This window comes from Nocardioides cynanchi (genome assembly GCF_008761635.1).
Lineage (GTDB): Bacteria > Actinomycetota > Actinomycetes > Propionibacteriales > Nocardioidaceae > Nocardioides > Nocardioides cynanchi.
Map to the genome: position 1 here is coordinate 3844852 of NZ_CP044344.1, position 14178 is coordinate 3859029.

15 protein-coding genes are annotated in these 14178 nt (G+C 72.4%); 10 read left to right on the plus strand and 5 right to left on the minus strand.

Features of this window, described 5'->3' with window-relative positions; genetic code table 11:
- Positions 1–20 precede the first annotated feature (20 nt).
- Together E3N83_RS18595 and E3N83_RS18600 are read left to right on the plus strand one after the other, a co-directional pair.
- On the plus strand, positions 21–368 hold the full coding sequence (locus E3N83_RS18595; protein WP_151084611.1) for a hypothetical protein: 348 nt from the start codon (positions 21–23) through the stop codon (positions 366–368).
- 99 nt (positions 369–467) lie between these two features.
- Positions 468–686 (plus strand): hypothetical protein, encoded by a 219-nt coding sequence (locus E3N83_RS18600; protein WP_151084612.1) that lies wholly within the window; start codon positions 468–470, stop codon positions 684–686.
- Positions 687–706: 20 nt separating this feature from the next.
- Here the strand turns inward: E3N83_RS18600 and E3N83_RS18605 are convergent, their stop codons facing one another.
- Entirely contained in the window at positions 707–1663 is a 957-nt protein-coding gene (locus tag E3N83_RS18605; RefSeq protein WP_151084613.1) for a LysR family transcriptional regulator, read from the minus strand.
- A gap of 9 nt (positions 1664–1672) precedes the next feature.
- Positions 1673–2272, minus strand: a complete 600-nt coding sequence (locus E3N83_RS18610) for a class I SAM-dependent methyltransferase (protein ID WP_191907868.1) — start codon at positions 2270–2272, stop codon at positions 1673–1675.
- Between the two features lie 46 nt (positions 2273–2318).
- Here E3N83_RS18610 and ybaK point away from each other — a divergent pair, with 46 nt between their 5' ends.
- A complete protein-coding gene (ybaK, locus tag E3N83_RS18615) occupies positions 2319–2813 on the plus strand; it encodes a Cys-tRNA(Pro) deacylase (protein WP_151084615.1) in 495 nt (164 codons plus the stop codon).
- 42 nt (positions 2814–2855) lie between these two features.
- Here the strand turns inward: ybaK and E3N83_RS18620 are convergent, their stop codons facing one another.
- On the minus strand, positions 2856–3674 hold the full coding sequence (locus E3N83_RS18620) for a hypothetical protein (RefSeq protein WP_151084616.1): 819 nt from the start codon (positions 3672–3674) through the stop codon (positions 2856–2858).
- A 213-nt stretch (positions 3675–3887) separates the two neighbouring features.
- Here E3N83_RS18620 and E3N83_RS18625 point away from each other — a divergent pair, with 213 nt between their 5' ends.
- From E3N83_RS18625 to E3N83_RS18635, 3 genes are read left to right on the plus strand one after another with little or no spacing between them, the layout of a single operon-like run.
- On the plus strand, positions 3888–4175 hold the full coding sequence (locus E3N83_RS18625; RefSeq protein WP_151084617.1) for a hypothetical protein: 288 nt from the start codon (positions 3888–3890) through the stop codon (positions 4173–4175).
- A 40-nt stretch (positions 4176–4215) separates the two neighbouring features.
- On the plus strand, positions 4216–6192 hold the full coding sequence (locus E3N83_RS18630) for a thioredoxin domain-containing protein (RefSeq protein ID WP_238342977.1): 1977 nt from the start codon (positions 4216–4218) through the stop codon (positions 6190–6192).
- A 52-nt stretch (positions 6193–6244) separates the two neighbouring features.
- Positions 6245–7972 carry a sensor histidine kinase gene (locus tag E3N83_RS18635; RefSeq protein ID WP_151084618.1) on the plus strand — a complete coding sequence of 576 codons (1728 nt, stop codon included), beginning with the start codon at positions 6245–6247 and terminating at the stop codon, positions 7970–7972.
- 9 nt (positions 7973–7981) lie between these two features.
- Here the strand turns inward: E3N83_RS18635 and E3N83_RS18640 are convergent, their stop codons facing one another.
- Complete coding sequence (locus tag E3N83_RS18640; RefSeq protein ID WP_151084619.1) at positions 7982–8335, minus strand: hypothetical protein; 354 nt, start codon at positions 8333–8335, stop codon at positions 7982–7984.
- 81 nt (positions 8336–8416) lie between these two features.
- A complete protein-coding gene (gene trhA, locus E3N83_RS18645; RefSeq protein ID WP_151084620.1) occupies positions 8417–9136 on the minus strand; it encodes a PAQR family membrane homeostasis protein TrhA in 720 nt (239 codons plus the stop codon).
- Between the two features lie 84 nt (positions 9137–9220).
- On the opposite strand from trhA, the gene E3N83_RS18650 reads away from it, so the two are divergent.
- From E3N83_RS18650 to E3N83_RS18665, 4 genes are all read left to right on the plus strand, one after another.
- Positions 9221–9997 carry an isoprenyl transferase gene (locus E3N83_RS18650; protein WP_151085465.1) on the plus strand — a complete coding sequence of 259 codons (777 nt, stop codon included), beginning with the start codon at positions 9221–9223 and terminating at the stop codon, positions 9995–9997.
- Between the two features lie 296 nt (positions 9998–10293).
- A complete protein-coding gene (locus tag E3N83_RS18655) occupies positions 10294–11610 on the plus strand; it encodes a PhoH family protein (RefSeq protein ID WP_151084621.1) in 1317 nt (438 codons plus the stop codon).
- A 268-nt stretch (positions 11611–11878) separates the two neighbouring features.
- Positions 11879–12595 carry an aggregation-promoting factor C-terminal-like domain-containing protein gene (locus tag E3N83_RS18660; protein WP_202879272.1) on the plus strand — a complete coding sequence of 239 codons (717 nt, stop codon included), beginning with the start codon at positions 11879–11881 and terminating at the stop codon, positions 12593–12595.
- A 244-nt stretch (positions 12596–12839) separates the two neighbouring features.
- Positions 12840–14177, plus strand: a complete 1338-nt coding sequence (locus E3N83_RS18665) for a PKD domain-containing protein (RefSeq protein ID WP_151084622.1) — start codon at positions 12840–12842, stop codon at positions 14175–14177.
- Position 14178 lies beyond the last annotated feature (1 nt).

A 14178-nucleotide genomic window follows, 5' to 3' on the forward strand; every position in this document is an offset into this window, starting at 1 on the left:
GCCGAACGTAGGCTAGTGCCATGACCGAGGCAGCCGACCCGATCGCCTACACGACCCTGACCGCGGGCACTCCGGTGCAGACCGGCGAGGGCGAGACCTTCGGCACGGTTGCCGCCGTGCTCACCGTCAAGCAGGTCGACGTCTTCGACGGCATCGTGGTCGCGACCGAGCAGGGCACGCGGTTCGTGGACGCCGACCACGTCGGCGCGATCTTCACGACGTACGTGCGGACCACCCTCACCTCCGAGCAGGTGGCCGCCCTGCCCGAGCCCGACGGGTCGGTCACCTACCGGGCCAAGGCCTCCGGCTCGCTCGTGGACCGGCTCGGCCGGATGCTCGGCATCGGCCCGTTCAAGCGCGAGCGCTAGCCGGTCGTCGTCGGCGGCGGCCCCTGCTGTTCACCCCTGAGTCGGACTTTTCGGCCCGTCGGTTCGCGTAACGGCCGCGGAAGGAGGAGACTGGCAGTGATGGCTACCTCAAGCGGGGCACGGCGGCATCTCGCCAGCAGCCCCTTCCAGCCCGATCCCGAGCCGACGATCGAGACGTTCGAGGTCAGTGACCTCGTCTCCCACGACTCCCACGGGATGGGTCGGGTGACCAACGTCGAGGCGCACGCGGTGACCGTCGACTTCAAGACGCACAAGCTCCGGATCACCAGCCCGTACCACAAGCTCTCGAAGCTCTAGGCCCCTCGCGGCCGGGGCGGTCAGCTCCAGAGGGTGACGTAGACCGCGGGGCGGAAGCGCCCGAGGTTGACCCCGGCGCCGCGCACCATCGCCTGCGTCGCCCGGGGCGTGGTGATGAAGCGCAGCAGCTCGGAGGCTGCGGGTGTCTGCGCGTGCTCCGGCAGCGCCATCGCCACCCAGCTGTCCTGGGCCCGCAGCCCCGGGCCTGACAGCACCACGAGCCGTTCGGCGGCCAGGTCGCCGGCGACCGAGAACTTCACGGCCAGGGCGACGCCGTCGCTGCCCCGCGTCTCCTCGAGGGCCGCGGCATCGCTCTGGAAGATCTGCTGCTGCTTCTCGGGTACGCCGATCCGGTGCAGCATCGCGGGCACGACGCCCTCGGCCTCGGCCGCCGACGGTCCCAGACACCAGGCCAGCCGGCGTACCCGCTCGGCGGTCACGGGGGCTCCGGCCAGCGGGTGGTCACGGCGGACGACGGCCACGACCTCGTAGTTGAGGAACGGCTTCAGGGCCAGCGAGGGCACCGGTGAGCTCGACGCCGGGCCGATCGCCACGTCCACCGCACGGCTCGCGAGCAGGCTCGGCAGCCGCGCCGCCGCCCGGACGCTCAGCTCGACCTGGAGGTCGTCGGCCCGCGACGCGAACAGGTCGATCAACCCCGGTGCCGCGTGCTCGGCGAACAGGTTGGAGGCCGCGACCCGCAGCACCCGCTTGCCGTGCCCGGCCTGGCTGACCTCGAGCAGGGTGCGGTCCTGGAGCCCCAGGATCTCGACGGCCCGGCTGGCCAGGCGCAGTCCGCCCGGGGTGAAGGCGAGACCGGACGACGTCCGCTTGAAGAGGACGTCGTCGAACTCCTTGCGCAGCTGCGCGACGTGCATCGACACCGCGGCCTCGCTGACGTGCAGCTCCTGCGCGGCGGCCTTGACCGAACCGAGGCGGACCACGCAGGCGAAGGCGCGCAGCTGCGTCGGGGTCACGCGGGCGGCCTAGGCACGACGGACCACCCGGACCAGCGCGTCGTACGCCGTCCGAGAGCCGCCGTCGGCCTGCGCCACCTCGCGGGCCACGCGCTCCGCCCGCACCACGTCGTACGACGTGCCGTCGAGGTCGGCGAGCACGTCGTCGGCCGTCAGCAGGACCTCGGGATCCTGGGGTCCGCCGACGCCCTCGGCGAGGTTGGTGGAGTCGTGCGCCAGCACCAGCAGCGTCCCGCCGGGCCGGAGCGCAGCGAACGCGTTGCGATGGGCGGCTCGTCGCTCGGCGGCGGGGAGCTGGAGGTAGGCCAGCACGCTCACGTCGTACGACGCGTCCTTGCGCCAGGTGGTCGCGTCGGCGCACACCCACTGCACCGGCAGGTCGCCGGCGATCTCGCGACCCTTGTCGAGCGCCACCTGGGAGAAGTCGACCGCGGTCACCTGCCAGCCCTGCCGGGCCAGCCAGATCGCGTTGCGGCCCTCGCCGGCGGCGAGGTCCACCGCGCGGCCCACCGGAAGGTCCGACAGCTCGGCCTCGACGAACTGGTTGGGCCCGGCCGACCAGATCAGGTCGGTGCTGCGGTAGCGCTCGTCCCAGGCCTCGGCGTCCACGTTGGAATTCAACCACCCCGGTCGGCACGCGCCGTAGGGTCGGCCCATGCCGCGCCGCCCCCGACCCTCCGGCGCGACCGCCGCGATCCGGGCCCTGGAGCAGGCCGGCGTCGACTTCGTGCTGCACCCCTACGAGCACGACCCGCGGGCCACGTCGTACGGCGTCGAGGCGGCGCAGGTCCTCGGCATCCCCGAGGCGCGGGTCTTCAAGACCCTGGTGGCCGACGCCGACGGACGGCTGGTGGTCGCCGTGGTCCCGGTCTCCGGCCTGCTGGACCTCAAGGCGCTGGCACGGGCGCTGGGTGCCCGCAGGGCGGCGATGGCGGACCCCGGGGCCGCCGAGCGCGCCACGGGCTACGTCGTCGGCGGCATCTCGCCGCTCGGCCAGAAGCGGCCGCACCCCACCGTGCTCGACGCGTCCGCGCTCGGACACGAGACCGTGCTGGTCTCGGCCGGCCGGCGAGGCCTCGACGTCGAGCTCGCGCCCGCCGAGCTGGTCACCCTCACCTCGGCGCAGGTCGCCGCGATCGCCCAGGCCTGAGCCGGGCCCAGGACGGGTCGCCCGGCGAGCCCAGCGTGCGGGCTACTCGCCCGGGTCCCGGTCGGGGTCCGCCGGCAGCAGTGGCCGAGGCCGCTCACTGGTCGCGCCCAGGAGCAGGGCCAGGACCTCTCCCTCCTGGCCGTCGTCGTCGGCGCGCAGGCGCATCACCAGCCGGACGGCGACGTCCCGATCGGCCTCGTCGAAGCTGATCCCGTCCTCCTGGTCCGGCGACCAGGAGAGGTCGGGGGTCAGGAAGTGACGGTCGAAGGCCCGGGCCCCTCGCCCCCTCCGCGCGACCGGTCGAGCGACGTACCAGAACTTCTGCGCAGGTCCGGCTGCACGCTCGGTCGGCTCGGGGGCAGGCGCCGTGTCGAACGGGACCAGGTCGTCGAGCCCGACGTCCTCCGGCAGGCAGGTGACGTGGACGTCGACCTCGAGACGTCCGAGCTCCTCGCGCAGGATGGACACCAGGGCCTCACCCATGGGCACGGTGACCCCGTCCTTGGTCCCCGTGGCCACCACGACCCCCGATCCCAGGCGCAGGGGCCCTACCACCTGGTCGGGGGTGCGGGAGTCGGCGTCCGGCGTGCTCGACAGGTCGGGGTGCTCGTGCCCCGACTCGTCGACGAGCCAGAACCGCTCCGCCGCGGCCCGGACGGCGTCGACCACGGCATCGAGTCCCGCGGTGCCTCCAGACGACCCGGAGGGGCTGCCGAGGGAGACGAGGAACCGAAGGTCGCCCAGCCAGTGGTCGATGACCCACTCCTCGACTCCGTGCTCCACCAGCTGGGTGACGTCCATCTCCCGCACGGTGCCCGGTTGGGCACTGAGCACGTCGTCGGCCACGGTCACCTGCGCCATCTCGCCTCCTGGTGGGAGCTCGTCTGCCCGTAGTGCAGCACAACGCCTCGCGTCGGCTCCGACCGAAACGCTGGGCGAGGGGCGAACTCGGCCGTTCGCCGGTCCCAGGACCGCGCTCCGGGCACCGTGCGGGCGTGACGTCCAGCACGGCGAAACCACCTCCGGGCCACCTCGTCAGGTCCTAGTCTGCTTCCAGGGGTAGGGGGCACGCGCATGCTGAAGGACGTCAACCGCAACCCGCGGCGCTGGGTCGACGGGTCGGGTCGGGTCCTCGTGATCGAGGGCTGGCACCCGTCTGCGCCGTCGTCGATCTCCTTCAACGTGCTGGTGGACGGCGACTGGATCGGCTCGTTCAGCACCCTCGAGGCCGCTGCGGCCGCGGCCGGCGTGGCCTCCGGGACCGGGGCCGGCACGGTGGAGCTGCAGCCGGAAGGCCCGGACCCGGGCGACGGCGGGGCGCCTCCGCTGCGGCTGGTCCCGCCACCCTCCGACGACTCCTGACCGCACCCGCCGTGGTCCGGCGCTCCTACGGGGGTGTTGCATGGAGACCATGGCGAACCGGCTGGCGACGGCGACGAGCCCCTATCTGCTCCAGCACGTCGACAACCCGGTCGACTGGCGCGAGTGGGGCGACGACGCCTTCGCCGAGGCCCGGCAGCGCGGCGTACCGATCTTCCTGAGCGTGGGCTACGCCGCCTGCCACTGGTGCCACGTGATGGCCCACGAGTCGTTCGAGGACGACGCGACGGCCGCGCAGCTCAACGCCGACTTCGTCTGCGTCAAGGTCGACCGCGAGGAACGCCCGGATGTCGACGCGGTCTACATGGAGGCCACGGTGGCGATGACCGGACACGGCGGCTGGCCGATGACCGTCGTGCTCGATCACGAGGGCAGCCCCTTCTTCGCCGGCACCTACTTCCCCGACCGACCCCGCGGCGGCCAGCCGTCGCTGCGCCAGGTGCTGACCGCGGTCGGCGAGGCCTGGCGCGACCGCCAGGACGACGTACGACGGGTCGCCGGGCAGCTGCGCGAGCACCTCGCCCGTCAGGTCTCCGCCGCGGGGACTCCGCTGACCGAGGCCGATCTCGACGCCGCCGTCGCCACCCTGGCTGACGACTTCGACGAGGACCGAGGGGGCTTCGGCGGTGCCCCGAAGTTCCCGCCCAGCATGGTGCTGGAGTTCCTGCGTCGCCGACCTGCCGACGAGCGGGCGCGCCGGATGCTCGACCGGACGCTCGAGGCGATGGCCCGCGGCGGCCTCCACGACCAGCTCGGCGGTGGCTTCGCCCGGTACAGCGTCGATGCCGGCTGGGTGGTGCCGCACTTCGAGAAGATGCTCTACGACAACGCCCAGCTGGTCGGCCTCTACGCCCGCAGCGGGGGAGCGCTGGGCGGGCGGGTCGCCCGCGGCACCGCGGACTTCCTGCTGCGCGAGCTGCGCACCCCCGAAGGTGGGCTCGCCTCGGCGCTCGACGCCGACAGCGAGGGGGAGGAGGGCCGCTTCTACGTCTGGACGCCGGGGCAGCTCGAGGAGGTCCTCGGCACCGACGACGGACGCTGGGCCACCGACCTGTTCGACGTCAACGGCACCTTCGAGCACGGCACGTCCACGCTGCAGCTGCCCCGCGACCCGGACGACTGGGCCCGCTTCGACGACGTCCGGGTCCGGTTGCTGGCCGCCCGCGAGACGCGGGTCCGGCCCGCCCGCGACGACAAGGTCGTGGCCGCCTGGAACGGGCTGGCGATCGCCGGCCTGTGCGACGCCGGTCGCCTGCTCGGCCGGGAGGAGTACGTCGACGCAGCGCTGGAGGCGGGCCGGTTGCTGGTCGACGCTCACCTGGTCGACGGTCGCCTCCGCCGGGTCTCGCGCGACGGCCGGGCCGGCGCCCCGGGTGGCGTGCTCGAGGACTACGGGGCGGTGGCCGGTGGCTTCCTCGCGCTGTGCGGTGTCGGCGGCGAGGCCGAGTGGCTCGACCACGCGACGGCGCTGCTCGACCGGGCCCTGGAGCTGTTCCGTGCGGATGACGGCGGGTTCTTCGACACCCCCTCGGACGGCGAGCGGCTGGTCTCCCGGCCGCGGGACCCCGGCGACAACGCGAGCCCCTCGGGCACCTCGGCGACCATCCACGCACTGATCGCCGCGCACGCGCTGACCGGCGACTCCCGCTGGCGCGACGCTGCCGACGAGGCCATCTCCACCGTCGGCCTGCTGGCCACGCGGGCCCCGCGTTTCGCGGGGTGGTCGCTGGCCGCCGCCCAGGCCGATGCGGACGGGGCGCCCGAGATCGCCGTGGTCGGACCGGTCGGTCCAGCGCGGGACGCGCTCGAGCACCGGGCCCGCTCCTGGCCGGGGGCCGTGGTGGTCGTCGCCGACGGTCCGCGTGACGACATCCCGCTCCTCCTGGGCCGCGACGCGGTCGGCGGTCTTCCTGCGGCGTACGTGTGTCGCCACCAGGTCTGCGCAGCACCGGTCACCCAACCGGACGATTTCCCCACGCGCCGCCCGTCGCTCAACTAGTCTTCGTGCACCGCGACCGGGGGGCTGCGGACGACACGAACGAGGTTCAGCGGTGGGGGAGCGACCCGAGGGTCGCACTCGCACCGGCAACGGGGATGACATCCGAGACGGCGTCGACGGACGCCGGGACGACATCGACCGGATCGCCGGGGGAGTGCGGAAGACGGCCGGCGCACGTGCCGTGCTGGTGAGCCGCGCCCTGGGGACCGACTGGCTCGAGGTCGTCGCGGCCGAGGGCGCCGCCGCCGACCTCACCGAGCTGCTCGGCGCCCGCTGGCACTCGTCCGACCTCGACGCCGGGGTTGCCGACGGTGAGCCACGTGGCTCCCACATCGTGACCCGTCGTGGCACAGGGCCGGTCGCGCTGCCGGCCGGCTCGCACCTCCCCGAGGGGGAGGGGGGCCTGCTGATGCCGCTGCGCACCAGATCGGGCCGGCTCGTCGGCGCGATCTCCGTGGAGGGGGTCGCCGACCCGGTCGGGCTCTCGCCCGTCGTCTGCGAGCTGCTCGAGGGGTACGCCGAGCAGCTCCGGCTGGCCCTGCAGCACCAGGGCATCGAGGCGCTGCTGACCGAGCAGCTCCGACTGGCGTTCGCCGCCGAGGAGCTCCTGCACAGTGCCGGCCAGCAGCCGGACCTCGACGCCGTGCTGCACGAGGTCTCGACGGGTCTGACCGAGATGCTGGACGCCCGGGTGGGCTGGGCGTGCGTCGAGATCGCGGCGGGCGTGCACGCGGAGGCGGCCTGCCACCCGCCCGAGGCCGCCTCGCGGCTGGGTCCCGACATCTGCACCCTGATCGAGCCGATGGTGGCCGACTGCTGGCGCGACGACCTGACCCTCACCCAGCAGGACGCTCCCCTTCTCGGACGCCTGGCCGCCCTGGTCGACCAGCAGCAGGCGCTGCTCGCCGCCGTGGGCAGCGGGAACGAGCTGCGCGGGGCGCTGCTGATCCTGCGTGGGGAGGACCGGCCCTGGACCCTCGCCGAGCGGGACGTCGTACGACGTCTGGGGCGGCAGATGGCCACGGTCGTGGGCCATCTGGAGGGGCGCAGGCGTGACCGGGCGCTGGTCGAGGAGCTGCGCGAGCTCGACGCCTACCGCCGCGAGCTCGTGGTGTCGATCACCCACGACCTGAAGACCCCGCTGACCGCGATCACCCTCAACACCGAGCTGCTGGCCTCCGGCACGCGCCCGGAGGACGCCAGCCACCACCCCGTCGATGCCATCCGGCGCAGTGCGCTGCGGCTCTCCGGTCTGGTGGACGACCTGCTGGCCCTGGCCCGGGCCGAGGAGGGGTTGATCGGAGGCGCGCACAGCGAGGGCGACCTCGCGGTGGTCCTGCGCGACGCCTGCCGGCACGCCGAGCCCGAGGCTCAGCTGCGCGGGATCGGCTTCGACGTCGACGCGCCCGCCGAGCTGGTGGTCCCGCTCGACGTGGACGCCCTCTCGCGGGTGCTGGTGAACCTCGTGGCCAACGCGGTGAAGTTCAGCCTCCCGGGCGGCCGGGTCCGGTTGTCGCTCAGCCAGGTCGGCGACGTCGTGGTGTTCTCGTGCTCCGACGATGGCATCGGGATCCCCGAGGACGAGCAGAGCACGGTCTTCGACATGTTCAGCCGGTCGAGCGACCCGCTCGCCCGCGGGGTGCCGGGGAGCGGCATGGGACTGGCCATCTCGCAGCGGATCCTGGCCAGGCTCGGCGGCTCGATCGAGGTGCACTCGGTCCAGGGCCAGGGCACGACGTTCGTGGTGCGGGTGCCGACGACCGTCCCGGCTGCGGGCTGACCGAGCGGCTCAGCCGAGACCGTTCGAGGTCAGCAGCCGCGCAGCGAACCCGTCCTGGGGGAGGCCGCGGGTGACCAGGTCCAGCCCGGTGTGGAAGGCGTACACCACCAGGCCGACCGCCACGACTCCTACCACCAGCCGCTGGAACGGCAGCGGGTCGCGGGCCCGGGTGGCGCCGTGCAGCCGGGCGATCCAGCTCCCGAGCGACTGCGTCACCACCGCGCTGATCACGCTGGCGACGGCGGCGCCGAGGATCGTGCCGACCAGGCCCAGCTGGTAGGACAGCGCCGTTGCGGTCGCTGCAGCCACCGCACCGGCGACGACGGTCGGGTAGGACGGGGTGGAGGAGGTCGCGTCAGACATACGACAGGTGTGACGTGTCGCGACGCCCGGATGTTCCCGGACGTGAGCGAGCACACGTCGTACGACGGCAGGCCCGGCGGGTCAGCGCAGGGAGTACGTCGCCAGCGAGACGCCGACGTAGTGGGCCGCGAAGGCCATGATCGTCAGCGAGTGGAAGACCTCGTGGAAGCCGAAGAAGCGGGGCCACGGGTCGGGCCGGCGGAAGCCGTAGACCACGCCACCGGTGAGGTAGAGCGCCCCGCCGACGGCGATCAGCACCATGATCGTGATCCCGAGGCCGACTCCGAGACGCTCGGCGCCGCGGGTGAACTGCGGAAGGAAGAAGACCGCTGCGCAGCCGAGCGCCATGTAGACGGGGGTGTGCAGCCATCGCGGTGCGCCGATCCAGAGCACGCGGAAGGCGACACCGAGCAGGGCTCCGGACCACACCAGCGTGAGCATCACGATCCGGTCGGTGCCGGTCAGCAGCATCAGGGTGAACGGCGTGTAGGAGCCGGCGATCAGCAAGAAGATGTTGGCGTGGTCGAAGCGTCGCAGCACGCCGCCGACTCGGGGCGACCAGTGACCGCGGTGGTAGACCGCGGAGGTCGAGAAGAGGAGGACGGCCGAGGCGACGTACACCGCCGAGCCCCAGCGGGTGGTGGCCGTGGGCGACAGCGCCACCAGGACGATCCCCGCGGCGAGCGTCAACGGGGCGGTGGCCAGGTGCAGCCAGCCACGCAGATGGGGCTTGACCTCCGCGACCTGCTCCGCGACCTGTTGGGCCAGGGAGTCCAGGCCGACGCGGAGTGAGTCGTTCATAACGAGACCGTACCCGCCGCGCGGGCAGCCCAAGCATGGAAGCCGAGGTTGGAGCGAGACCGTTACCATCGTTCGGTGGCCGTGATCCCCGAGCTCAAGGAGCAGGTACGTCGGCTGCTGTACCCCGCCTACGAGGCGCGGATGGTCAAGGCGCTGCCCCGGGAGCGCATCCCGAAGCACATCGGGGTCATGCTCGACGGCAACCGGCGCTGGGCCAAAGGGGTCGGCGGAGACCCGACGCACGGCTACCGCGCGGGTGCGGCGAACATCGAGCCGCTGCTCCAGTGGAGCGAGGAGGTCGGCGTCGAGGTCGTCACGCTGTGGCTGCTCTCGACCGACAACCTCAACCGGCCGCCCGGTCAGCTCGAGGCCCTGCTCACCGTGATCGGCGACGCCGTGGACGCGCTCGCGGCCCAGCACCGCTGGCGGATCCACCCGGTGGGGGCCCTCGACCTGCTGCCGGCCGCCCTGTCGGCGCGGCTGAAGGAGGCCGAGGAGGCGACCCGCGACGTCGACGGCCTCCTGGTCAACATCGCGGTCCCCTACGGCGGGCGACGCGAGATCGCCGACGCCGTGCGCTCCCTGCTCCAGGAGCACGCCGAGCGCGGTACCAGCCTCGAGGAGCTGGCCGAGGTGATCGACGTCGACCACATCGCCGAGCACCTCTACACCAAGGGCCAGCCCGACCCCGACCTGGTGATCCGCACCTCGGGTGAGCAGCGGCTCGGAGGGTTCCTGCTCTGGCAGAGCGCCCAGAGCGAGTTCTACTTCTGCGAGGCCTACTGGCCCGACTTCCGCAAGGTCGACTTCCTGCGGGCGATCCGGGCCTACGCCCAGCGGGAGCGCCGGTTCGGCGGCTGATCGACGCCCGTCCCGGTCGCCTGCTCTTCACCCCGCGTTCGTGCGTGTCGGCCCGGAATCGCCGGGACGGCGGCGTACGTTCGGTTCGTCGGCGAGCCGGGGAAGGCCCGCCGCATCGGGAGGCTCGTTCGTGACCATCCACGACCAGACAACGCGGTGGCTGCCACCGCGCGGTGGCGCGGGAGCGCGCTACCGAGGGGGTCGGCACTTCGACCCTCGAGACCCTTCCCGGTCCGTCAGCTGATCAAAGCGGACCGGGCAAGGAGTGCCCTGCGCGGTCCGGTGAGGGGTGTTCGGTGCCGTCGCAGAAGAAGCACTCGACCCGTACCTTCGTGCTCGACACCAGCGTCTTGCTGTCGGACCCCGGCGCGATGCGCCGGTTCGCCGAGCACGAGGTCGTCCTGCCCGTCGTGGTGATCACCGAGCTGGAGGCCAAGCGCCACCACCCCGAGCTCGGCTTCTTCGCCCGGACCGCGTTGCGGGCCCTCGACGAGCTGCGGATCACGCACGGCCGCCTCGACGAGCCGGTGCCGGTCGGGGAGGAGGGCGGGTCCATCCGGGTCGAGCTGAACCACACCGACCCCGCGTCGCTGCCCTCGGGTTTCCGCCTCGGTGACAACGACACCCGGATCCTCGCCGTGGCCCGCAACCTCGCCAACGAGAGCCACCACGTCACCCTGGTCTCCAAGGACCTCCCGATGCGGATCAAGGCCTCCGCCGTCGGGCTGCGCGCCGAGGAGTACCACGGCGAGACCTACGGCGACTCCGACCCCGGCTACAGCGGGATGGCCGAGCTCGAGATCGGCTCGGCGGTCCTCGACGAGCTCTACGACGACGGCTGGGCCGACGTCGAGCAGGCCCGCGAGCTGCCCTGCCACACCGGCCTGGTGCTGCTCTCCGACCGGGGTACGGCGCTGGGCCGGGTCGGTCCCGACAAGCACGTGCACCTGGTGCGTGGTGACCGTGAGGCGTTCGGCATCCACGGCCGCTCGGCCGAGCAGCGGATCGCCCTGGAGATGCTGCTCGACCCGGAGGTCGGGATCGTCTCCCTCGGCGGCCGCGCCGGCACCGGTAAGTCGGCGCTGGCCCTGTGCGCGGGCCTCGAGGCGGCGCTCGAGCGTCGGCAGCACCAGAAGGTCGTGGTGTTCCGGCCGCTGTTCGCCGTCGGCGGCCAGGAGCTCGGCTACCTGCCCGGCTCGGAGTCCGAGAAAATGTCCCCCTGGGCGCAGGCGGTCTTCGACACCCTCGGGTCGGTCACGTCGCGCGAGGTGATCGAGGAGATCCTCGACCGCGGCATGCTCGAGGTAATGCCGCTGACGCACATCCGGGGCCGCTCGCTGCACGATGCCTTCGTGATCGTCGACGAGGCCCAGTCGCTGGAGCGCAACGTCCTGCTCACGGTCCTGTCCCGGATCGGTGCGAACTCCAAGGTGGTGCTGACCCACGACGTGGCCCAGCGCGACAACCTGCGGGTGGGCCGCCACGACGGCGTCGTCGCCGTGGTCGAGAAGCTCAAGGGCCATCCGCTGTTCGCCCACGTCACCCTGACCCGCTCGGAGCGCTCTCCGATCGCGGCCCTGGTCACCGAGATGCTGGAGAACGTCACCCTCTGACCCAGGCACGGGCGGGGCCGCGCTGCGGTCCCGCCCGTGACCATTTCGTGATCCCCCGCACCATCGGCTGTGGCACGTGTGCACGAGCGTGACTCGTGTGACAGGAGAGGTCACTTTCTCGCGGACTTTCGTCACTTTCTGGGTCGTTCGGTTTGCACCCCTCCCCGATGTCATGCAGGGTGGCAGGCAGTTCATCGCCGACCGGGTGTGGTCTCGGACCCCGACGGCGATGTCCTTGTCTTGAGTCGTCTACCCCCGGGTTTTCTCTGTGCCTTCTGACCAGTACGTCCCCAAGCACCGCGCCGCGCCCGCGCCCGCGCTGCCGTCGGCCTTCGCCGGCTCGCGGCGCGTCGCCGACAAGCGGAGCAGGTCGGCCCGTCGGGGGGTGCGCACGTCGTTCGCCCTGAGCGGCCTGGCGATGACCGCCACCGGCGTCGCCGTGGCCGCCGGTGTCGTGCACGCGCCACACGGTGCGGTGCCCTTGGCCGACGCGATCTCCCCGGTCTCCGCGAGGGGCGCCGGCAGCGGCGCGGCGAGCACCGATCTGACGCGGAGCACCACCGTCCAGCGCAGCGCCCCGGTCTCGCGCTCGTTCGACCGTCGCGCCAGCCGCGACCCGGCCAAGCAGGCGGCCCTCGGCCTGAGCTCCGGCCCGGCCGTCAGCGGCCAGCAGAGCCTGTCCGCGCAGGACCCGCAGGCGATCGCCGATGCGCTCCTGTCGTCGTACGGGTGGTCCTCCTCGGAGATGTCGTGCCTGGTCCCGCTGTGGATGGCTGAGAGCGGCTGGCGGGTGAACGCCGAGAACGCGTCGTCCGGCGCCTACGGCATCCCGCAGTCGCTGCCCGGCTCCAAGATGGCCACCTCCGGCGCCGACTGGCGCACCAACCCGGTCACCCAGATCAAGTGGGGCCTGGGCTACATCCAGGAGCGCTACGGCTCGCCGTGCGGCGCCTGGGGCTTCAAGCAGGGCCACGGCTGGTACTGATCCACCCCCGCGTGGTCCGTCGCCGGAGCGCGCCCGCAGGCTGCACCCGGCCGTCGGGTGGAGGCACCGGCTGGTGCGGATCCACTAGTCCTGGCTGACCGAACGTACGGAATCCACGCTGTGACGCCGCATTTCGTCAACACTCTCGTGAATCTTCCACGGCGCCAGCCTCGGAAGGGATTCAATGCGAGGTGCCTCAGATCGAGGCCCGGCTCGGGGGAGTCGGTTGTCACTAGGGGATCAGATGAACGTCGCCAGTACGTTCCGCGTGCTCGCAGGCGGCCTCACCGCCAGCCTGCTGATCGGTGCCTTCGGCGCCGCGAGCGCGGAAGCCAAGCCCACACGACCGGGCGGAGTCACGAACCTGACCGGTTCGGCCGCTCCCGGGCCTGTCAGCGGTACCTACCTCGTCACCTCCAGCTGGGACCCGGCGGCCAGCGCCACGAAGTACCGGGTGGCCCTGACGAAGGGCGGCGCCACCCTGGCCTCGGCGACGATCACGACCACGACGTGGAATCCCACCGTGACCTCGTCCCCCGGGGACGCCAGCCTCGCCGTGACTCCGGTCGCGAACCACCGCAAGGGCTCCACGAGCAGGGTCACGGTGCACCTGGCCGACGTCACGGCTCCCCAGGGCAGCTTCACCACGACCTGGGTCAACGCCACGAAGGTCGCGACGCTCACCGAGGCCTCGCTCACCGACGACTCGCCGATCTCGCAGGTCACCCGCACGGTGGACTGGGGCGACGGTTCGCCCACGCAGTCCTGGCCCGCCGGCAGCGGCTTCCCGACCGACTCCCTGCAGCACACCTACTCGTCGGCGTCGGCGACCACGAGGCGGTTCGTCCCCACCGTGACGTTGAAGGACGCCGCACAGAACTCGAGCTCGGTGGAGGCGCCGGCCGTCGTCATCGACGACGTCACCGCCCCGACCGGCACCTTCGACGCCACGCCGCACAACGCCTGGACCGCCTTCACGACCGTCACGGTCACCCAGGCGACGCTCGGCGACGACTACAGCCCCGCTGACCACATCACCAAGTCGGTGGACTGGGGCGACGGCTCGGCGCCGACCGACTGGACCGGCGCGACCAGCGTGACGCACGTCTACACGAAGGCGGGTTCGTTCACGCCGATGGTGACGCTCACCGACGAGGCCCACAACGCGACCAGCCCGATCAGCTCCTCCGCCGTCACCGTCACCACGGACTCCGCGGCGCCGGTGCTGAAGCTGCTCCTGCCGGCGTCGCTGCACTCCGTCAGGGCGTGGAAGACGCTGCGTGGGACCGCCAACGACGCGGGAGTCGGCGTCAAGAAGGTCTCGCTGCGCGCCGTGGAGAAGCGCGGCACCGCGTGGTTCGCCTACCAGCGCACCACGAAGACCTGGGTCAAGGCAGCCACCAAGGCCAAGGCGTTCGCGAAGACCGGTGCTCTCTCGATGACGACGTCCGCGTCGCACGCCTGGGCCGGCAAGCTCGTCGGGCTCCGCAAGGGTGTCCTGGTCTACAAGGTCAAGGCGACCGACCAGGTGGGCAACACCTCCGCCGCTCTCACCCACAAGGTGCGGCTCAGCAAGCGCTGAT

Coding starts and splice junctions, on each gene's coding strand:
- E3N83_RS18595 (WP_151084611.1), top strand. CDS start 21: ATGACCGAGGCAGCCGACCCGATCGCCTACACGACCCTGACCGCGGGC.
- E3N83_RS18600 (WP_151084612.1), top strand. CDS start 468: ATGGCTACCTCAAGCGGGGCACGGCGGCATCTCGCCAGCAGCCCCTTC.
- ybaK (WP_151084615.1), top strand. CDS start 2,319: ATGCCGCGCCGCCCCCGACCCTCCGGCGCGACCGCCGCGATCCGGGCC.
- E3N83_RS18620 (WP_151084616.1), bottom strand. CDS start 3,674: ATGGCGCAGGTGACCGTGGCCGACGACGTGCTCAGTGCCCAACCGGGC.
- E3N83_RS18625 (WP_151084617.1), top strand. CDS start 3,888: ATGCTGAAGGACGTCAACCGCAACCCGCGGCGCTGGGTCGACGGGTCG.
- E3N83_RS18630 (WP_238342977.1), top strand. CDS start 4,216: ATGGAGACCATGGCGAACCGGCTGGCGACGGCGACGAGCCCCTATCTG.
- E3N83_RS18640 (WP_151084619.1), bottom strand. CDS start 8,335: ATGTCTGACGCGACCTCCTCCACCCCGTCCTACCCGACCGTCGTCGCC.
- trhA (WP_151084620.1), bottom strand. CDS start 9,136: ATGAACGACTCACTCCGCGTCGGCCTGGACTCCCTGGCCCAACAGGTC.
- E3N83_RS18665 (WP_151084622.1), top strand. CDS start 12,840: ATGAACGTCGCCAGTACGTTCCGCGTGCTCGCAGGCGGCCTCACCGCC.